Source organism: Chryseobacterium indologenes, assembly GCF_002025665.1.
Lineage (GTDB): Bacteria > Bacteroidota > Bacteroidia > Flavobacteriales > Weeksellaceae > Chryseobacterium > Chryseobacterium metallicongregator.
This window is the reverse complement of the sequence record NZ_CP018786.1, coordinates 3,195,403-3,217,300: the sequence shown is the minus strand read 5'-3', so window position 1 is coordinate 3,217,300 and position 21,898 is coordinate 3,195,403. Positions and strand designations below refer to the sequence as shown.

Annotated in this window: 18 protein-coding genes; 16 read left to right on the top strand and 2 right to left on the bottom strand. The window is 36.0% G+C overall.

Annotated elements, in window-relative coordinates; translation table 11 throughout:
- Nucleotides 1-197 precede the first annotated feature (197 nt).
- The 9 genes from BUE84_RS14645 to BUE84_RS14605 all read left to right on the top strand — a co-directional run bounded on the left by BUE84_RS14645 (nt 198) and on the right by BUE84_RS14605 (nt 9,735).
- Complete coding sequence (locus BUE84_RS14645; protein WP_145953258.1) at nt 198-608, top strand: hypothetical protein; 411 nt, start codon at nt 198-200, stop codon at nt 606-608.
- A gap of 162 nt (nt 609-770) precedes the next feature.
- A complete protein-coding gene (locus BUE84_RS14640) occupies nt 771-1,313 on the top strand; it encodes a peptidoglycan-binding protein LysM (protein ID WP_079242270.1) in 543 nt (180 codons plus the stop codon).
- A gap of 204 nt (nt 1,314-1,517) precedes the next feature.
- Nucleotides 1,518-2,063, top strand: a complete 546-nt coding sequence (locus BUE84_RS14635) for a peptidoglycan-binding protein LysM (RefSeq protein WP_079242269.1) — start codon at nt 1,518-1,520, stop codon at nt 2,061-2,063.
- 338 nt (nt 2,064-2,401) lie between these two features.
- Nucleotides 2,402-2,947, top strand: coding sequence for a peptidoglycan-binding protein LysM (locus tag BUE84_RS14630; protein WP_079242269.1), 546 nt, complete (start codon nt 2,402-2,404; stop codon nt 2,945-2,947).
- A gap of 338 nt (nt 2,948-3,285) precedes the next feature.
- Entirely contained in the window at nt 3,286-3,831 is a 546-nt protein-coding gene (locus tag BUE84_RS14625; protein ID WP_079242269.1) for a peptidoglycan-binding protein LysM, read from the top strand.
- Nucleotides 3,832-4,049: 218 nt separating this feature from the next.
- Nucleotides 4,050-4,595 carry a peptidoglycan-binding protein LysM gene (locus tag BUE84_RS14620; RefSeq protein WP_079242268.1) on the top strand — a complete coding sequence of 182 codons (546 nt, stop codon included), beginning with the start codon at nt 4,050-4,052 and terminating at the stop codon, nt 4,593-4,595.
- Nucleotides 4,596-4,676: 81 nt separating this feature from the next.
- Nucleotides 4,677-5,477 carry a WxL protein peptidoglycan domain-containing protein gene (locus BUE84_RS14615; protein ID WP_238594266.1) on the top strand — a complete coding sequence of 267 codons (801 nt, stop codon included), beginning with the start codon at nt 4,677-4,679 and terminating at the stop codon, nt 5,475-5,477.
- Between the two features lie 9 nt (nt 5,478-5,486).
- A complete protein-coding gene (locus BUE84_RS14610; RefSeq protein ID WP_238594265.1) occupies nt 5,487-8,291 on the top strand; it encodes a hypothetical protein in 2,805 nt (934 codons plus the stop codon).
- 10 nt (nt 8,292-8,301) lie between these two features.
- Nucleotides 8,302-9,735, top strand: a complete 1,434-nt coding sequence (locus tag BUE84_RS14605) for a hypothetical protein (RefSeq protein WP_079242267.1) — start codon at nt 8,302-8,304, stop codon at nt 9,733-9,735.
- A 405-nt stretch (nt 9,736-10,140) separates the two neighbouring features.
- Here BUE84_RS14605 and BUE84_RS24950 read toward each other — a convergent pair whose 3' ends face one another.
- Nucleotides 10,141-10,269, bottom strand: coding sequence for a hypothetical protein (locus tag BUE84_RS24950; RefSeq protein WP_262487959.1), 129 nt, complete (start codon nt 10,267-10,269; stop codon nt 10,141-10,143).
- A gap of 208 nt (nt 10,270-10,477) precedes the next feature.
- On the opposite strand from BUE84_RS24950, the gene BUE84_RS14600 reads away from it, so the two are divergent.
- From BUE84_RS14600 to BUE84_RS14570, 7 genes are all read left to right on the top strand, one after another.
- Nucleotides 10,478-11,212 carry a sensor histidine kinase gene (locus tag BUE84_RS14600; RefSeq protein WP_079242266.1) on the top strand — a complete coding sequence of 245 codons (735 nt, stop codon included), beginning with the start codon at nt 10,478-10,480 and terminating at the stop codon, nt 11,210-11,212.
- A complete protein-coding gene (locus BUE84_RS14595; protein WP_079242265.1) occupies nt 11,212-11,856 on the top strand; it encodes a response regulator transcription factor in 645 nt (214 codons plus the stop codon). Before BUE84_RS14600 ends, BUE84_RS14595 begins: the two co-directional genes overlap by 1 nt.
- Nucleotides 11,857-11,932: 76 nt before the next feature.
- The gene (locus tag BUE84_RS14590; RefSeq protein ID WP_185116995.1) at nt 11,933-12,307 is read left to right on the top strand and encodes a DUF6766 family protein; all 375 of its coding nucleotides are present in this window, start codon (nt 11,933-11,935) and stop codon (nt 12,305-12,307) included.
- An 11-nt stretch (nt 12,308-12,318) separates the two neighbouring features.
- Nucleotides 12,319-12,933: a hypothetical protein gene (locus tag BUE84_RS14585; protein WP_145953257.1), complete on the top strand. Its 615-nt coding sequence runs from the start codon at nt 12,319-12,321 to the stop codon at nt 12,931-12,933.
- Between the two features lie 106 nt (nt 12,934-13,039).
- On the top strand, nt 13,040-13,819 hold the full coding sequence (locus tag BUE84_RS14580) for a Ku protein (RefSeq protein WP_079242263.1): 780 nt from the start codon (nt 13,040-13,042) through the stop codon (nt 13,817-13,819).
- 48 nt (nt 13,820-13,867) lie between these two features.
- Nucleotides 13,868-16,414, top strand: coding sequence for a DNA ligase D (ligD, locus tag BUE84_RS14575; protein ID WP_079242262.1), 2,547 nt, complete (start codon nt 13,868-13,870; stop codon nt 16,412-16,414).
- A gap of 123 nt (nt 16,415-16,537) precedes the next feature.
- Nucleotides 16,538-17,815 (top strand): NAD(P)/FAD-dependent oxidoreductase, encoded by a 1,278-nt coding sequence (locus BUE84_RS14570; protein WP_079242261.1) that lies wholly within the window; start codon nt 16,538-16,540, stop codon nt 17,813-17,815.
- A 457-nt stretch (nt 17,816-18,272) separates the two neighbouring features.
- Here the strand turns inward: BUE84_RS14570 and BUE84_RS14560 are convergent, their stop codons facing one another.
- A complete protein-coding gene (locus BUE84_RS14560; RefSeq protein ID WP_158521370.1) occupies nt 18,273-21,800 on the bottom strand; it encodes a M60 family metallopeptidase in 3,528 nt (1,175 codons plus the stop codon).
- Between the last annotated feature and the right edge of the window lie 98 nt (nt 21,801-21,898).

Below are 21,898 nucleotides of genomic sequence, written 5' to 3'. Positions count from 1 at the left end.
ATACAAATGCAGTAGAAAGGGAAGGTATAGCAGCTGCAGTTTCCCCCACCAAACGTTAGTTCTTTCATTAAATAAAAAAAGGAATTATGTGGGAGGAATGTTGAGAAGACAAGGAAACACAATAATTACGGATGAAAATTCTGAACATAGATGGAATAATCAAATCAGAAAACAGGTCTAAAAGTTAATCATACAATATGGAGATAAGAATAATATATATATCAGAGATTAATTATGAGTGTTATTTTTGTGGTAATTGTTGGAAAATAATTTACGAAGGTAAAACCACAAATATTACTATGAATAATTTCCATGGTCATCCTTTTTATATAATTTTTGAAAATACAGAAACGGTGAGTCAACAGTTAAAAATGTTAATTAATAAAGATAATATATTACTTCCTGATATTTTTCCTATAGAACTAATCTTGAAAGATATTATTGATCACCACCAAGGTTACTGGTTAAATTTATGTTTATGTTTTATTATTAAAATGGAATGTTTAAACAGTAATATGATACAGCTTTTGAGTACAACTCAAAATAATAAAAAATTTAGTCAAGAATTAAGGCATAAAATAAGAGAAGTCATACTTCTTAATAATTAACTAAGATCGTAGAATTAATGCTATAAGGTTGAATATCTGTGAACTATATGGTGGTAATATTCAATCAATGATGAAAAAACTTTGGTAATGTCATATATTGTTATTAGATTTATAATGAATTCTGAATGACAATATTATTACACCTCACTAAATTTATTAATCATGAAAAAGCAAATCTTTATCATTGCGCTGTCTCTGGGAGCAATTGCCTTAGGAACCAACCAGGTTATGGCACAAAATTCAGAGCAGGTGAGTACATCAGTAAATATTATTTTATCGGATGTTATTGCAATGGACATTAGCTCTGTTGCTTCAGAAGGTGCCGTAGATTTTAACTATGGGAGCACAAAAGACTATAATTCATCAAAAAATGTGACCGTTCCCAACAGTTTAGTCATTATTTCTTCTAAAAATTTTGATGTAAAAGTAAAATCTGAAGGTGCACACTTTGTAAGTGGCGCAAACCTAATTCCTGTAGATATATTACAAGTAAAAGCAATACCGGGCGGAAGTTTGGTGGGAACCTTGAATGAGGTTACTTTATCTACAACTGATCAGGTGCTGGTGAGTAATGCAAGTTTAGGAACCAAACAGTCTTTAAATATTGCCTATTCCATTTCAGCGGAAAATGCATCCAAGGTTCTTCTGGGAAAACCAAAGGGAACTTATACACAAAAAATAACTTATACTGCCACTGCATTGTAAGTAAATAACAATTTTAAATAGAAAAGCCCTCAGTACTGTCATAGTATTGAGGGCTTTTCTATTTAAACCTAATGAGTAATCCTGTAGTGATTTTACTACGTGAACTTCCTTTTTCCACTACAAAGAAACTTTTAGCACCACTATAAATTTGCAGTATACAAAAGATAACAATTAAGTAAAAAATAACAATAAAATATTACCATCATGAAAAAACAAATCGTAATCACAGCCTTAACTTTTGGAGCGATCATATTAGGAACTAACAATGTTCAAGCTCAAAATACAACTGCAACCACAACGGTAAACATTACTCTGAACGACGTAATCTCCATTGACGCAGGAAGTACAGCAATTGGTAATACAGTTGACTTTAACTACGTTACTGCAGCAGACTATAACTCTGATCAGACGATTACTAAAGCCAACTCTTTAAAAGTTACTTCCACGAAGAACTTTAATGTTAAAGTAAAAGCAGGAGGTGCTAATTTTATGAATGGGACGAACCTAATCCCTGTCAATGTTTTGACAATTAAAGCAGCTACAGCTGCCGGAACAATGGGCGGAACAAAAAATACTGTAGTTTTATCTGCAACGGATCAGAATTTAGTTACCAATGCTCCTCTTGGAAGTGCCTTAACATTGAATCTGGATTACACTATTCCAGCAGCAAAATCCTCATCTTCTGATATTTTAGGTAAACCAGCCGGAACTTATACGCAAACAGTAACTTATACCGCAACAGCTTTATAAATTAATTTTTTCATATTAATATTTTGTGATTTGGTGTTTCGAAGGCTTCCTCAGGAGGCCTTTGATTTTGTATGTATTGTACCGATATAGATAAAACTCAAAATCCGGGAATTTATATTACGACAGCTTTATAATAGAAATAACAGCAATTTATATATGCCCTCAACACTTTCTAAGTGTTGAGGGTTTTACTATTTAAGTCAAATGAATAAACCATGTAGTGATTTTACTACGTGAACTTCCTTTTTCCACTACAAAGAAACTTTTAGCACCACTATAAATTTGCAGTATACAAAAGATAACAATTAAGTAAAAAATAACAATAAAATATTACCATCATGAAAAAACAAATCGTAATCACAGCCTTAACTTTTGGAGCGATCATATTAGGAACTAACAATGTTCAAGCTCAAAATACAACTGCAACCACAACGGTAAACATTACTCTGAACGACGTAATCTCCATTGACGCAGGAAGTACTGCCATTGGTAATACAGTTGACTTTAACTACGTTACTGCAGCAGATTACAACTCTGATCAGACCATTACTAAAGCCAACTCTTTGAAAGTTACTTCCACGAAGAACTTTAATGTTAAAGTAAAAGCAGGAGGTGCTAATTTTATGAATGGGACGAACCTAATCCCTGTCAATGTTTTGACAATTAAAGCAGCTACAGCTGCCGGAACAATGGGCGGAACAAAAAATACTGTAGTTTTATCTGCAACGGATCAGAATTTAGTTACCAATGCTCCTCTTGGAAGTGCCTTAACATTGAATCTGGATTACACTATTCCAGCAGCAAAATCCTCATCTTCTGATATTTTAGGTAAACCAGCCGGAACTTATACGCAAACAGTAACTTATACCGCAACAGCTTTATAAATTAATTTTTCATATTAATATTTTGTGATTTGGTGTTTCGAAGGCTTCCTCAGGAGGCCTTTGATTTTGTATGTATTGTACCGATTATAGATAAAACTCAAAATCCGGGAATTTATATTACGACAGCTTTATAATAGAAATAACAGCAATTTATATATGCCCTCAACACTTTCTAAGTGTTGAGGGTTTTACTATTTAAGTCAAATGAATAAACCATGTAGTGATTTTACTACGTGAACTTCCTTTTTCCACTACAAAGAAACTTTTAGCACCACTATAAATTTGCAGTATACAAAAGATAACAATTAAGTAAAAAATAACAATAAAATATTACCATCATGAAAAAACAAATCGTAATCACAGCCTTAACTTTTGGAGCGATCATATTAGGAACTAACAATGTTCAAGCTCAAAATACAACTGCAACCACAACGGTAAACATTACTCTGAACGACGTAATCTCCATTGACGCAGGAAGTACTGCCATTGGTAATACAGTTGACTTTAACTACGTTACTGCAGCAGATTACAACTCTGATCAGACCATTACTAAAGCCAACTCTTTGAAAGTTACTTCCACGAAGAACTTTAATGTTAAAGTAAAAGCAGGAGGTGCTAATTTTATGAATGGGACGAACCTAATCCCTGTCAATGTTTTGACAATTAAAGCAGCTACAGCTGCCGGAACAATGGGCGGAACAAAAAATACTGTAGTTTTATCTGCAACGGATCAGAATTTAGTTACCAATGCTCCTCTTGGAAGTGCCTTAACATTGAATCTGGATTACACTATTCCAGCAGCAAAATCCTCATCTTCTGATATTTTAGGTAAACCAGCCGGAACTTATACGCAAACAGTAACTTACACTGCGACAGCTTTATAATAAAAAACACATCAATATAAAAAAACACATCAATATACATGCCCTCAGTACCTGGAAAGTGCTGAGGGTTTTTCTATTTAAACCCAAGGAGTAATTCTGTAGTTATTTTACTACATGCACTTCCGTCTTCCACTACAAAGAAACTTTTATCACCGCTGTAGATTTGTAGTGTTCAAAAGAGAACAGTTAAACAAGAATAACAATTAAATAATACTACCATGACAAAACAAATCGTAATCACAGCCTTAACTTTTGGAGCGATCATATTAGGAACTAACAATGTTCAAGCTCAAAATACTACAGCAACCACAACGGTAAACATTACCCTGAACGATGTAATCTCCATCGACGCAGGAAGTACTGCCATTGGCGGGACAGTTGCCTTTAACTATGTTACTGCAGCAGACTATAACTCTGATCAGACAATTACTAAAGCCAACGCTTTGAAAGTTACTTCTACAAAGAACTTTAATGTTAAAGTAAAAGCAGGAGGCCCAAATTTCGTCAATGGTTTAAATTCAATTCCTGTAGATGTTTTGACAATTAAAGCAGCTACAGCAGCCGGAACTATGGGCGGAACAAAAAATGATGTGGTTTTATCTGCAGGAGAAAGAACCTTAGTAGCGAATGCTCCTCTTGGAAGTGCATTAACACTGAATTTGGACTACACAATTCCAGCAGCAAAATCATCTTCTTCTGATATTTTAGGTAAACCAGCCGGAACTTATACACAAACAGTAACTTATACCGCGACTGCTTTATAATAAAATTTTTAGTTTGGAAAGGCTCATTTTGCTACGTTTTCAGTAGTTTTGAGAATCTTTTATTATTAAACTATTTACACCATGCACAAGTTTATTCATCTTTTCATTTTCTTTATCCTTACAGGGTCTTCTTCACTTCTGGCACAAAGTATCTCTATGTCACCTACACGCTTGTTTTTCACAGGTAATCCAGGAGAAAAAGTAACAAAGACAGTCACGCTTCAAAACAGCTCGGATAAGGAGTATGTTTTTAATCTCAACTATAAAGATTGGGTTAGAGAAGAAGACGGAAATAAGGTTTATCTTGAAGCAGGCAGTTCAAAAACTTCCAATGCCTCTTGGGTATCCACCTTAGAAAACACTGTAACAGTTCCTGCGAAAAGTACAAAGGAGATTGTAGTAACCATGCAGATTCCGGCAAACGCATCACAGTCTGTCGTTACAAACAGCATGCTGTTTTTTACACAACTTCCTCAGCAGGCAGATAAGGCACGTATTCAGAATGGTATTGGTATTATCACTTTATTTGAGGTGGGACTTCACATCTTTTACACTCCACCGGGAAACCATGTGAAAAGTTTGGATATCACCAATATTTCAGAAGTGAGCAATGAAAATGCGGTGAATAGAAAAGTTGCAGTAAGCATCCATAATGATGGAAACACTATCAATGATGCTACCGTTGAGTTTGAACTTACCAATACAGACAGTGGTAAAGAAATAAAATTACCCGCAATTTCCATCTCCATGTTTCCGGATACCAATCAGGTTGTTCAGTTTTCTTTACCAGAGAACATTTCAGGGAACTTCCTTGGCGTGGTTATCGTCAAAATGGCAGAATCCAATGATTTACGTGTAGGAGAAAAAAACTTTAAATTTTAAAATTACGCTTTGAAACCACAGAATGGAATATCAATATCAGTACTAAGAAGAACAATCTTATTTTTTGTATTTGTTCTTCTGCACTTTTCGTGGGCCTTTGCACAGGAAAAGAAGGATATACAAATCCATTTTGAAAATGACAGTGTAACTGTTGAGAAGGGTTCTACTTTTACTAATTTCCTGGTCATTGAGAATAAAAGTTCTGAAGAGATTACAATTCAGAATATCATCCCTCAGGAACAATATCCGGGATTGCTTTTCTATCCCAAAAATGACTTCACCTTGGGCGCTGGTCAGTCTAAAAATCTTCCTGTGAAACTGATCGCCAACGTGGATTTTATGAAACTGAGATCCAATACGGTCCAATTCCAGGTTTCGTATGCCACTCCAACGGTCACCAGAACTGAAAGTGCCTCATTCTTTGTCGCTAAAGGCGAGAACAAAAACATCGCGATTTATACAGCGACCTACGAAAATTTCATTAACCCTGCTTTGCCCCAATCCTCAATTCTGCTGACTGTAGAAAACCAGGGGTATAGTAAACGCACCGTTAAGATTGATTTGCAGTCAATTCCTGATGGTTTGGAAATTTTGCCCAAACAGCAAACCTTATCTTTGGAAGGTTTAGAAAAACAAACGGTTGAGATCAAAATCGCAGTCAGAAAACAGAATACACTTTATCCGGAATTTAATATTAATGCAATCGTCACAGATCTGCTTGATAATAAAATTGTGGGAAGCAACACGATCTACTTAGTTATTTTATCGCACAACAGACAAATTGCCCGTGGAAACGAAGCGGTGAGCGGAAGTAATTTTGCAGAAATGAGCTATAATGAAAACAGTTCAGGTTTCAATTTTCTTCAATTGAGGGGAAATACAGCATTCCGGGTGACTGAGAATTTAAAATCACGCTTCAATATCGGTGCAGATTACTATTTTGAAGACGGCCTTTATAACGTGTATGATACCTGGCTGGAACTGGAGAGAAAAAATACGGTTTTACGCTTGGGAAATGTTAATAGCAGCGATTACGACTACCCGGTTTTCGGAAGAGGTGGGAAAGTTTCTACCAAATTTGGTAACAATAATCAGATTGAAGTTCTTGCACTGGAAAGTAATTATAATCTGTACGGTACTTATTTCCAGCAAACAGAAGGATCTACCATGGCGGGTGCAAAATACGCTTTTGGAAATGCTAAATCTTTCAATGGAAAAGTATCCTATATATTCGATCATGATCCGCGCTTTAATGTAGATACACAGGTAGCTAACGCAGTAACATCATTGTTAATCAACGAAAAACATATCATCCGCACGGAGTTGGGCCTGAGCAACGAAAAAGGTCTTTCGAATAAAGACGAAAATACAGGAGCTTCAATGGGAGCCAATTACGAAGGGAAAATAGGGAAATGGGATATACAATCTTTCAATTCTTTTGCCACCAAAAGTTATGCAGGGATCAAACGGGGATCTTTTTTCTCAAATCAGAGGATTGGCCGTCAATTTTCTGCTGCTCAGCGCGCTTTTATCCAATATCAGAATTCGCAGGTAGAACCCGAGTTCCTGAGTTTCCAGAGTGAACCCATCCAACCAGGGAATACCTCTAATTTACGTTATTATTTTAACAGTACAGAAGCTTTGGGACTAGGGTATCAGTTTTCTTTAAAGAAGTGGAATTTCCTACTTTATCCAAAGGTTGAAAAACAAAAAACAGCTAATTTTTATACATCGCAGGAACTTTTTTCTTACCGGTTGGAAGCCAACATCAGTACTACATTAGGTGCTCACGGATTGAACCTGACAGCGGAATATTCTTATTCAAAAGAGAATGATAATCCAGAATGGTTCAACAGTTTGAAAACGACTTTATCTTACAGATATAAATCATTCTCTCTCAACGGAACAGCTCAATGGAACGCAATGAGTGTCTTTGATTTAAATTCTTATTATGATGGAAACCGTAATTTCGCCAACTATAATGTTTACGCCTCGTATAATTTCCAGATGTTTAATCATAATCTGACTGGATCTTTTTCAGCCGGGACCTTCTATTCGGAACTTTATAAAAATTTAAACAGTAATATCACCGGTAATCTGGAGTATAAGATTTCGCCTTCCTGGTCCACCACAGGGTATTTTAATCTTTCCGGTTATAAATCTACGGCTGAATATGCAACCAGTGGAAGTTATTACCAGTTCAGAGTGGGGATTAAAAAATATTTTACTACAGCAACAGCTCTCGGAAATTATAAAGTGGCTTTCCAGTTCTTTGAAGATAAAAATTTTAATGGACTTCTGGAATCTGGTGAATCGGTACTTGCTAATGAAATTGTAAAACTGGAAAATTATGTAGCGATAACAGATAAGAATGGAAAAGTAGTTTTTCAGAATGTGCCTGAAGGTACTTACACACTGAAAATGAACGAAAGTGCAGGTGCCCGATTGATGATGGATCCTGTCATTATGGTGCATGCCAATATTAATCGTAAAGTAGGCTTGGTAAAAAACATCAGGGTAAGTGGGAAATTAACAGAGATCAGACAAGCCTACGATGTTTTGGAAACGGATGTAACCGGAATAGTGGTATATGCAAAAAGTGAAGAGGGTATGATCTATACTGCCGTGGTTAATCAAAAAAATGAGTTTGAGTTTTTCCTGAAAGATGGAAAATACACTCTCTATATTGAAAATGACAAATATAGCTATACACAACCTACCCAAACTATTCAGGTGACAAAAGAAGGGTACTCAAAAACAGTGGTTTTTGAATATAAGAAGAAAGACACCACCATTAAGGTGAAAAAGTTTTAAATTTAAAAGTATGAAAAAGATGAGGTCTTTTCTAATAGGAATTTTTACCGTGTTGTGCGGGTCTACAGCCACAAAAGCTCAGGATGTTTACCTGTCAGTTCCTGAAAATAATATTTTTAACAGGAGCGAATTTACCTCAGTACCTACAAGGGTAATGACGAACGCCAACAGAACCAACTGGGACTATGCCTTTTTGGGATTACTCCCAACCGCTCCTACATTTACCTCTGTTTCCGGGCCAAATTTTACTCATTCTTCTTCCTCACTTACTTTACCCGGTTCCGCACTTCTGTGGCAGTTGGAAAGTATGGGCGGGCAGATGCCATCTACCGGATTTTCAGGTTATTTGCCAGGTTTTCAGTCGTTCAGTACAAGTGCTATAAGATGGTTTGAACCGCCATCCATCAGTCTAGGGGGAGGATTCAACCGGGGAAATATCAATTTTACATTTAAAATTCCTGCCTCACAATTTAGTGCCAATGCCTTTCGGGCAGGGAATTACTCCATGGATATAACTCAGAATTATAATGACTTCACACCACGTAATTTTAAAACAATTTTAGTCATCCCTTCGGCTATAAAATGGGTTGCAAACTCTTTAACAAAATATATAGAAATCTCTTCTTTGAATGACTACCGCAGTACAAGCACGAGGGTGTGGGATCTGGGGAGTACGGAAATAGCAAATACGGTTGATTTTAATTTTTGGGCGAAAGCTGCTGCCTCAAATGTTCAGTTTACGTCCTCTAAAGGTGTTCCGGGAACCAGAAATATAGCAAGCATTAAATTGGGTAGTAACGGATCTTCACTTACGACCAAAGCATTATCTTCCGATTTTCAGAATTTTTCTCCTGCTAATTTTAGTGTTGTAGCAGGAAACAGAAACAACTTCATTCCGCAACTTTATGTGTCTGCGGAAGATTTTAAAAACTTTTTTTTTGAAGCCGGAACTTATACATTTGATTTGAACTTCAATGCCAGCAGTACAGATAACTCAATTAACAGTTTGCAAAATACGGCTGTACAGTTAAAGGTGCTTCCTCTGTCGGAGATCACCATCCCAAGTTCCGGACGCAATGTAAACTTCAATTTTAATACTGCTGCCCATTACACCGACGGTCAGTCACAAATCATTCCCAACCAAATCACGTTGTCCAATAATGAAAATTTTGAGCTCTATGTAAAATCGGACGAAAATTATTTCAAGAAAGGCGGTCTGCAGACCAGCATCAATTCAAATATTTTACAAATTGGCATCGATGGGAGTTCTGTAAATGTTCCCTTATCCAAAACTCCTCAAAAAATACTCTTTAACGGAGCACCGGTTTTGGACCGTGGATTGAACGTAAGATACACCATATCACCTGCGGGTGCCCAAAGTTTGGTAGGAAAGGAAAACACCACTTATTCTATCAATGTTTACTATAGCTTTACGGCAATTTAACAATACTTTTTGAAATGACTTCTCCTTATGGACAATAATCAATTGCCGGAGAAACATAATATTGATAAAGTAACTGCATCCAAAAAATGGGTGATTGGCTGCTAAGATTACCATTTTTGCTTTTATTTGCTGATGAAAAATTCCTCCATCGGAATAAATAAGCTGTATACTTTCCAATAATTCGTTTTCTGAATGCAGCATTTTGTTACAGCATTTTATGGCTGTAGTTTCACCATACAATTGGCGGAAAACACAAAACTTCCCAAAAGATTTCCTGAAGTATCTCCATAGATACGTTTTCTTCCTTTGATGATTTTTCCTTCATCAAGCTCCTATATTATCAATACCTGCAGATGTATTTTGTTAGTCTGGCTATTAATTATTGCCACTTCAGGCTGCCATTTTTTATCTTGCATCATTCAGCTGTTTGCGATCAGTAACCTGTTGATAGTGTTCCATATTCCATCTTTTTTCTATTTTCGATAATACCGGTAAACAGCCTGCCAGAGTCAAAATTCTCCTGGAATCTGACATAGTCATTTTTGTGAAATAAAACAGGACCTGTATTATTTCAGGTAAATCCCATTTGATTTTTTTTTAACTAATATGATATTTTTTTTAACTTGCTACCTTCTGGAAGAAAGGTCTGAACTATATGTTTTTAGTTGCATTTAAGCAATATAACTCTTTCTGCCTTCTTTCAAAAAAATCAAAAAGCTTCTAAAACCGTGATACTTAATTTATGAATGATTTTATCAACGAACTTCAATTAAAAATCGAAAGACTGGAAAACGAAATCAATTTCAAGAACGGATTGATCTCGATTTTGTCTCATGACTCAAAAGAACTGTTTGGAACCTTTCTGTGGCTTACAGAAGAGCTGGAGCAAAATACTCTAAGTGAGGAAGATTTTTTTAAATTGTTGCCGCAGGTAAAACGAGATGCCCAGAAGAATCTGCAAACTATTCAGGACAGCATTGCATGGCTAAAAACACAATACGGGGAATTTAAGATTAAACCCGTTAAAATCATGGTGATGGATCTTTTTCACGATTTAGAAGAAAAATATGCTGCTAAATTGAAAGAAAAAAACATTAATTTTTATTTTAAAGGAGATCATAATGCATTTCTTACAAGCGATCGGATGTTACTCGAATATGTTTTGGACAAAATTTTCAACAACGCCATTAAATATTCATTGCCAGGTCAAGAGGTTTATTTACAAGTAATTACGGAAGGTGATCAGGTTGTACTTTCTATAATTGATTCCGGAACAGGAATCAATGAAAAGTATTTACCTGGGATCTACACTTATGGTAATCCTATATTTCTGGGAACTGCAGGCGAGAAAGGAGTTGGATTAAGTTTGAAAATTGTAAAAAATTTTATATCCTTGCTGAAGGGAAACATCCAAATTATTTCCGCTGAAAATAAAGGTACTACGGTTTCTCTTTTTTTACGTAAATTTATAGAATAATGGGTTTAAAAGCAAACATTCGCATTGTTGTAGCAGATGATCATGGTATCGTCCGGATGGGTTTGATACAAACAATCAAACGATTCAGACCCGATGCCATCGTTTCAGAAGTAGAGGATTATAAATCGCTGTACAAATTAATTCTGAAAGAAGAATTTGATCTGGCCATTATGGACGTTAATATGCCTAATGGTACTGTTCAGGAAGCAATAGATTACATAAAAATTCACCAACCTGCATTAAAAATTCTAATATTTTCTTCGCAGGATGAAGAACTGTATGGAATGCGTTATCTGAAAATGGGTGCTGGTGGCTATCTAAGCAAGTTAAGCTCCACTGAAGTAATTGAGACTGCTTTAACAGCGATGCTCAGTAAGGGCCGGTATATCAGTGAAAATATAAAAGAAGCGATTTTTTTAGAATCATTAAATGGCACAGCCAAAAGCTCTCCCTTTGAAGCATTATCAGACCGCGAATTGCAAATTGCCAATAAACTTGCAGAAGGTCTTCCCCTCAAAGAAATTTCTAATCAGCTGAACCTCCATTCATCAACGATCAGTACATACAAAATCAGGTTGTTTGAGAAGTTGAAAATACGATCCATACCCGAATTGGTAGAGATTCTCAGGCTGTATAATCAGTAAACATTCATCACAAAAATCTGATTGTGAATCAATCTCTGTTCCATTCAGACAAAAAGGTTCCAGCGAATCAAAATCTATGACAGAAAAGGAAGAGGTTGACAGAGAGCCTGTGGTACATTCCAAAGCGCCATGGCCTGTGAAAAAAGGAGGAATATGGCTGAAGCTCTATAAACATTCCTTATCACTTGCTTTTGCAATCCTTTTTCTAGCAAGCTTAATTTTACATTTCTATGGCAGTCTTACGGATTTTAATGATGAACAAATAATGAAAAGTAAACCGCCTGTAACAGCATTACAGTATATTTCAGAATCCAGATTCTGGTTTGAATCTTTTCAGAACTGGCAGAGTGAATTTCTGGCAGTAGCTTCTCTTGTCCTTTTATCTATTTGGCTACGTGAAAGAGGCTCTCCCGAATCGAAGCCTGTTGATATGCCTCACAGCGAAAATTAATAATGATACCTATGAAACCTAAAGAAATTTTCGGAGTTCCCATTCAGAAGAAAGGTGGATACCACGATACAGAATCTAAGAAAAACGATATTGCCCCTGAGCGTGTTGAGGAAGTTTTCAATACACTTAGAGAAAGATTCATGTTGATCAACAATTGGAAAAGGTACTGTGGCGAAGGGTTTGCAGATTTTAAACTTTTTGATTCAGAGGGTAAAATGATTAATAGATACCCTTTGATTGGTGATTATATCAGGATAGATATTCCGGGTCCGGGAGCCGTAGAAGCCAAGGGTTTCGACTGGGTTGAAATTGTGGATCTGTTTGAAGAGCAGACCCATGGTATTTGTCTTGATTTTGTGATGATGACTTGCAGACCTTCAAAAAATCCTCAGGATAAAACATCGGAACACATATTACATTTTTATTCTGATCAAGCTACCTCTACATTTGGAATTTTTAAAGGAAGAGACTTTATTCAGGTAGGAATATATGGACGAAATGAATTACCTAATATGGACGCTGAGTTTTTAGACAAAGCCAGAAACCTCTTGATCGCAGCGGGGGGAATGATCGGTGTTTCAAAAATTGAGTGGAAAACACTGGTAAATGGTTTGCTGAATTTATAACGGTTTGAAAAGAAAGGTGTTAAATAACTTATAAATACATCTAAATAAATAGCATTTACATTAATTTGGAAAAGGTTTTGTACTCTAACAGTTTAAAACAAAAAATATGAGAGCAATCTGGAATGGAGCAATAGGTTTTGGATTGGTAAATATACCGATCAAGTTGTACTCGGCCAGTGAATCGAGTACATTAGATCTGGATATGCTGGATAAAAAAGATCTCAGCAATATCAAATACAAAAGGGTAAATGAAAATACTAACAAAGAAGTAGCATGGGAAAATATCGTAAAGGGCTATAAAATAGAAGATAAATACATTGTATTAGAAGATGAGGATTTTCAGGCGGTAAGTCCTGAGAAATCAAAAATTCTCAGTATTTTACAGTTTGTAAAAGAAGAAGAAGTGGATCCTGCACTTTTCGAAACCCCCTATTTTTTAGAACCTCAAAAAAATGGAGAAGCAGCCTACAAATTATTGTTGAAAGCCTTAATGAAAACAAAAATGGCGGGGATAGGCTCTTTTATTTTAAGAGAAAGGGAAATTCTGTGCATGATCCGCCCTTATCAAGATGAAATTCTTATGGTAAACAGGATGAGGTATCCGGAAGAAATGAGAACGTATGAAGATCTGAAAATACCTTCAGGAAAAGCACCGAAAGCTGAGGAACTCAAAATGGCAGAAACATTAATTAAATCTTTAGCAGAGACTTTCGATCCTTTGAAGTACAGAGATACATATAATGAAGATCTTTTGAAAATTATAAAGCAGAAAGCAAAAGGTAAAAGAGCAAAAGTTAAGGAAACAAAAGAGCCTGCGGGAAAAGCGACTGACCTTATGGCAATGCTGAAGGCCAGCCTTGAGTCAGGAAAAAGAAAAGCAGGATAAGACTTTAATCAGATAATCATTTTTCGTTTAACTTTAAATTTTTGTAAAATGCCATTAGAAGAATATCATAAAAAGAGAGATTTTAAGGTAACTTCCGAACCGGAAGGCAAAGAAAAGGAAAGTACAGCAAAACTGAGATTTGTGATTCAGCGTCACGCAGCAACACGTCTGCATTATGATTTTCGACTTGAAATGGAGGGTGTTCTTAAAAGCTGGGCAGTTCCGAAAGGACCTTCCCTTAATCCTTCTGATAAAAGACTGGCGATGATGGTAGAAGATCATCCTTATGAATACCGCACATTTGAAGGAAGCATTCCCAAAGGAAATTATGGTGCCGGTGAAGTTGAAATCTGGGACGAAGGAACCTATGAACCTTTGGAAAAAATAGATGGAAAAAGTGATGATCTGGTTATGCGTTCGGAACTGCATAAGCAATCCCTTAAGTTTATTTTGCATGGTAAAAAACTGAAAGGTGAGTTTGCTTTGGTGAAAATTAAAAATTCAACAGAGGAAAATGCATGGCTTCTTATCAAACATAAAGACCGCTATGCTGTTGCAGAAGACTATGATGCTGAAGAGCAAACCCCAAAAAACTCTAAAGTTACAGCTTACCTTCAGGAGAAAAGCAGTAAAAAAAAAAATAATACCGCCGAAAGCTTAAAACATTACAAAAATTATACGTCGGCACTTTCCGGAGAAAAAAAACTTCCCGATTTTATCAGACCCATGCTCTGTAAAACAAGCGAAAAACCGTTTGATAACAAAGATTGGGCTTTTGAAATAAAGTGGGATGGGTATAGAGCGATTGCCGATATAAGAGATGGTGAAATCCGGTTGTATTCCAGAAACGGACTGGATTTTTCAAAATCATTTAGAAAAGTTTCCGATGCACTCAAAATTCAGAACCACGAAATGGTTCTGGACGGTGAAGTCGTTGCATATGATGATAAAGGAAAACCTAATTTCCAATGGCTGCCGAGAATTGCAGAACAAAATACAGACCTGGTCCTCATCTATCAGGTATTCGATTTACTATGGCTGAACGGACATTCCACAGAAAACCTTTCTTATTTACAGCGAAAAGAACTGCTGAAAGAAGCTTTAATTGAAAATGACATTATCAAGTATCATGATCATATTCTTCAAAACGGAAAAGATTTCTTTCAGGCTGCCGAAAATATGGGATTGGAAGGAATTATAGCCAAAAAAGCAGACAGTGAATACAAAGAAAACATCAGAAGCTCCGAATGGCTGAAAATAAAGATCCATCAAAGTGATGAAGCAGTAATCTGTGGTTTCACTGCTCCGAAAGGAGCAAGAAAACATTTCGGATCACTTATTTTAGGGAAATATCTGAATGGGGAGCTCATATTTTGTGGACATACAGGGACAGGATTTACAGAGCAAAGTCTTAAAGAGATTCACCAGAAATTACAACCTCTGGTAGTGAAGGAATCAGCATTTAAAATAACTCCCAAAACCAATTCCAAAGCAACATGGCTTAAACCTGAATTGGTAGCTGAGATAAAATATACAGAACTTACAAAAGACCATATATACCGGCATCCGGTTTTTTTAAGACTAAGAGAAGATATTGATGATACGGATGTAAAATTTGATACGAATTCACCTCAAAAACAGCCTGAAATGAAAGCTAAAGCAACATCAAAAAAAACAACTACCACAGATATAGTCAAGAAAATCGGAAAACAGCAGGTCACACTTACCAATCAGAATAAACTGTATTTTCCCGCGGACGGAATTACAAAAGGTGACATTATAGAGTATTATCAGAGTATTTCTAAATTTATTTTACCTCATTTGAAAAACCGTCCACAATCACTCAACCGTTTTCCGAATGGGATCGAAGGGTTGAGCTTTTATCAGAAAGATGCTGATGAACATACACCGGGTTGGGTGACTTTGCAAAAAATATTCTCTGAAAGTAATGATAAATACATCAATTATATCATTTGTAATGATAAGGAAACCTTGGCATATCTGAATAATTTGGGCTGTATTGAACTGAATATCTGGACAAGTCATACACCGAAGGTAGATTTTCCCGATTATTTGGTGCTTGATCTTGATCCTTCAGAAAAAAATACATTTGAAGATGTGATAGAAACAGCATTGGCTGTTAAAGAAGTTCTGGATAAAGCAGGTATTATAGGCTATCCGAAAACATCAGGAAGTTCTGGTATTCATGTATATATTCCTATGGGAGCGAAGTATACGTATGATCAGGTGAAAGATTTTGGACATGTGCTTATGCAATTGGTTCATCAGGAACTTCCGGAACTTACTACACTGGAAAGGAGTCTCCAAAAAAGAGATAAAAATAAAATTTATCTGGATTATTTACAGAACAGACGAGCACAGACATTGGCAAGTGTATATAGCGTACGTCCAAAACCCGGAGCCCCTGTTTCTACACCATTAGAATGGAATGAAGTGAAAAAAGGTCTTCATCCTACCAATTTTACAATCCATAATATGGCAGAACGCTTACAGGAAAAGGGAGATCTCTTCAAATCGATTTTAGGAAAAGGAATTGATCTTTTAAAAGCTATAAATAGATTAGGAAATATATAACGATTATGAAAGGTTTAACAGATAAGAGTATTTCTAAACGCATAGACTAATAAGTTAACAAATAGTGCTGTTTTCATTTGCCTTTATCAATAAAATGTATTTTAACTTTAACTTCGATTAGATATGAAAAAACATATTGTCATTGTAGGTGGAGGATTCGCAGGAATTAACCTTATAAAATCTTTGGTAAACGATAACAGATTTATAATAACGTTGGTAGATAAAAACAATTACCATTTTTTTCCGCCACTTATCTACCAGGTTGCTACTTCTTTTATTGAAGCTTCGAATATTAGTTATCCATTCAGAAAGCTATTTTCAAACTATAAAAACGTACGGTTTTACATGGGGAGTTTAGTGAGGGTGATTCCTGAAACAAAAACTATAGAAACGGAGAATGGAGAACTTCAATATGATGAGCTTGTTTTAGCAATGGGTACTGAATCCAACTTCTTTGGAATGGAGAATGTACAGAAATTCGCCCTCCCTATGAAAACTATTGATGAAGCAATTTATGTAAGGAATTATATGCTTTTGACAATGGAAGAAGCTGCAAGAAATAAAAAAGTAAAAGACTCACCGAAGTTGCAGAATATTGTGATTGCAGGAGGCGGTCCTACTGGTGTAGAACTGGCGGGAATGATTGCTGAAATGGGACAATACATAGCAGAGAAAGAATATCCTGAAATTAATCGTGGTTTTTCTCATATTTACCTTATCGACGCGCTTCCTTCTTTACTTTCCCCCATGAGTAAAATGGCTCAGGAGGCAGCTTATCATAAATTGGAGAAGCTTGGTGTTAAAATTATTTTAAATGTTGCAGTAAAAGATTATGTTGAATCAAAAGTCATACTGGCAGACGGAAAATCTATTGAAACAGAAACATTGATCTGGACTTCAGGAGTCATTGGCCGGGAAGTAAAGGGGCTACCCCAAGAAAGTATAGGAAAAGGGAGAAGGATTTTAGTAGATGAATATAATAGAGTTAAAGCAACAGATCATATATATGCTTTGGGAGATATATGCTTGCAGACAACGGAAGAAAAATATCCCAATGGCCATCCTCAGTTAGCACAAGTGGCTATTCAACAAGGTAAGAATTTAGGTAAAAACTTTAAAAGAATTGAAGATGAGAAAATCTTATCACCATTTATATATAAAGATAAAGGAACTATGGCTATCATTTCAAAATTCAATGCAGTGGTAGATCTTCCAGGATTTTCATTTAAGGGAGTTACAGCGTGGTTGACCTGGCTGTTTATTCATATTATTCCCTTAGTGGGTTTTCGGAATAAACTCCGTTTAGCTCTGGATTGGCTAAGATTATTTATAACAAATAATCCTTCCATAAGGCTCATCCTTCGACCCAAAAAAAATAATTTACAGAGCAATAGTAAATGATTGTATTCTGCGATGACTAGTCCTAAATAAGCGTTACATATTAATAGGATAAAAATACTAATATTTATTATATAGTTGTTGGGTTATCCCGACAACTATATTTGTTTTTATACGTTCTTATTTTTACACTATTTTGTTTGTGCATCTGCTCAGGTATTTTCATATAACACGACCAATGTGGTCTTTTGGTATTATTAATGTGAACTGCATCTTCTACCAATAACTTCATAGTCTGTATATTCGCTTCAGTCGAAATATCTTTTTTTTGATCGAACAAAAACACATTTTTTCCTGAAATGTATTTAATAATGTATTTCCACTTAAAAAAAATCAGTATGCACGAATAACCGTACATACTGATTGTAAATCACTTATATTCTAGTCCTTATAATAATGTATTATAGAACTTTGCAAAACTTATCTCTTACATTCTAATCGTGAGAAACATAGGCTAAAATTATTTTTTAATAACCTTAACGCTTTTAAAGGCATTCCCTTTTTCATCTTTCAAAGAAAGTGAGTAAGTTCCCGAAGGATATTTAACAAACTCTGTATTTATTTTCGTTTCAATGGCTTCAATATTTCCTGTTGAACTGAAAAGCATTCTTCCATCTGCACTAAAAATATTTACACTGTAATTTCCTGATGCATTTTCTAATTTAATATGAATTAATCCGTTTTGCTCCACAGGATTAGGGTACACAATGAATTCTGAATTATTTCTTAATTCTACATTATCTTTTAATTCTGAATTATTTTTTTTCCCTTTGCCTGCTAAAGTAGTTGAAACAGGATAAACCAAAATTTTCTGTCCATTGTAACCCACTGCATAAACAGCTCTAGCACTGGAAGGGTAATACACTTTTGTAGTATTGTTACTAACATCACCAGTCCCCATAACAGATACATAAATCAATTTATTATTGGCATCGAATGTTTCATAGGCAACTGCATTTCTCCAAACACTGTGCTGTACAGTAAGATAATTATTATTTAAAGTAACTCCCTGGCCTGTTTGTCCGCTCACCGGAAGAAGGTCACGGAAAGCTGCAACGCTACGTGCTGAAATATAATTCATTACAGGAGAAACCGGTTTCTGATAGTTCTTAGACTTTATGGATGCAATCGTAGCATCAATCTGAGCCTGCGTAATGGTAAGCTGACCAAAACCGTAATCATCAATATTCCTGTTTATCGGCCTTAAAAATCCGGTTATTGTAAAGAATTCTGTTAAATCTTCCTGCACTGCATCACAGGTATTTTTCACAAAATTCAGAAGCAAATCACCATTTGAGACCCCGGAAGAATTGGTGTTTCTTGCCTTGTTGGCAACCGTTGCAAACCAGTGCGCATAATCTACTCCTGTATAGTTAGTTGGATAATTAAAGGAAAGAACCGGCGCATTTCGTGAAGCTCCGGCCAGCTGATAATACAGCTCAAGCTGCCAGAAAGGGATTAATACTTTAAAATTATCCGAATTTACACTATCTTGTAAAGGTTGCTTATTGACGGTTGTATTCAGAATACCTCCATTTATTCTTCCTCCTGCCACGCTGGCCATTCCTGCTGCTGGTGATTCATCAAATCTTTCCACACTGGTCAGTCCATCTTGTTCTGTACTCATATTATAATCCACCCATGCACTGTATATATTATTGGTAACTTCTGTAGTGCCAATCCATTTAAGATCCGGGCTTATCTGATTAATATGCCCAAATTCATGTGCAAATCCCCATACAGACAATTGATTAATATCAGCAACATAGTTATCATTTCCGTTAGCATCCATATTAATACCCAGCCCGCCTGCATGCCAGCCTCCGCCGTCATTACTATAGCCGAACATACGGTTTTTGGGAACTAAATTATATTTATACAAGCCCATCACAAGCCACTCATTTTTTACCATAAGATCGAGTTTTGAAACAAGGGCTACCTGATTATGAAGAGCATATGCTTTCAGCGTGCTTTTTTTATAAACCATATGGACATGCTGTCCCACAACATCAATCATATTATAAGCCGAATTCGTAAGATCTGCCTCCCAATCACTTTGTGTAGATTTTTGATAATGATAAAGACCATTAACCTTACCGGAAACAATATTGATTTTGATATCAGGTAATGCCGCATTGGTATTATAATAATTGATATATCCCAAGCCACTGTTGGTTACAGGAAATACATTTAAACCATTATGAATCTCATAATAGGAGTCAGTGCCATATAAAGAGGTAGAAAAATCTTTCACCTTCAGAGAAACAATTGCTCCTGCTGGGATATTCTGAGCAAACAAAGCTACTTTTTCCCCCTGTGCAAACACAATACCTGTAGGATTCTCAAAAGTGCTATAGCCACTTCCCACCTTTAAATTACCTGTAGTAACAGAAACAGGAGGGTAAACACTATAATTCTGAACCCTGTATTTTTTTACATAAGTTCCGTTAAATAGACATTGCGCTAACCCTTTATAGAATGGCGATGTCATATTATTTATATCCGCCTGAGTAACAGAAGACTTCAATGCTGAATAAAGATTGTCTGTAAAAATATTGCTGTAAGGATTATTAACCACTGAAGCGCCTGATTTATAAAAGCCCATTTCAGCACAGCTTGCAAAACTGTTCTTCCCATTGTTTACTGTAATTCTTACATTCAAAGGGGTAATCTGATTTGGAAAGTAAACCTTCACAGGAGAAGTAGAATACTGAAAATCAAATGTCATTAACGGAACATATGTGCTGTTTGTGCTCGTATTATAACTGATACTCACGCTTCCAAGCAGCCCGTTGTCTCCACTGGGCCTAGGCGTATATTTTAGATAATCGATAGGAGTAACACCATCTAATCTGTAATTTAACACCACCGGAAAAACAGTACTGCCATATGCAGAATGATAAATCGTACTCACATTATTATCATAAGATTTATCTATATCTTCTCCAGGCTGATAAGATGACGCAGTCGTTCCTGAAGGGGTGATGGTGGCCATCACATCATTGCTCCCGCTTATACTTAGTTCGGATGTATTGATGGGGCAGTCTATACCGTCAACAATCGCAGGTTGTTGTTGAGAAAAGAATCTCACCTCTGCACCGCTTGAGAAATTTCCAGAGCCTGCATTTACGGTTATCTTAATGATATATGGGTCTTGGATAGAGCTAGGGAAAATAAATTCCTTATCCGCATCACTGAGAGCCCAAATTAAATTATTGCTTACCGGGATGAAAGTATTGGGTTCCGCCTGTGTACTGTAGGAAATACTTACATTAGTCCAAATTCCGTTTGTACCTGAAGCTTGTCTTGGGGTGTAAATCAGTTTTCTGATATTGGGAACATTAGGATTAAAATAAAATTTCAACTCATCCGGAATACCGTTCACCGACCAATTAGTATGATAAATGGTAGCATTATTGCCATCAATCAACTTGGTAACTTCAGTCCCTGGTTGTGCTGGTTGCGAAGAGGTAACCGAATTCACAGAAGCCGGAACGAGCTGTAGTTCAGAAAAGAATTTCATTTCTGCACCACTGGAGAAGTTTCCAGAGCCTGCATTTACGGTTATCTTAATGATATAAGGGTTTTGAATAGCGGTAGGGAAAATAAATTCCTTATCCGCATCACTGAGAGCCCAAATTAAATTATTGCTTACCGGGATGAAAGTATCGGGAGCCGTCTGTGTACTGTAGGAAATACTTACATTAGTCCAAATCCCGTTTGTACCTGAAGCTTGTCTTGGGGTGTAAATCAGTTTTTTAATATTGGTGACATTAGGATTAAAATAAAATTTCAACTCATCCGGAATACCGTTCACCGACCAATTAGTATGATAAATGGTAGCATTATTGCCATCAATCAACTGGGTAACTTCAGTCCCTGGTTGTGCTGGTTGCGAAGAGGTAACCGAATTCACAGGAGCTGGAATTAATTGTGAAAACCCATGGAGTCCACATAACAAAAAAAAGAATAATGATAGTTTTCTCATATAATATGTTTTATATTGCATTAAATATGTATGTTTTTTGAATTTTAACATAAATTATCAATAATATTTTTTTTTATTAATAAATAAAACATTAAAAT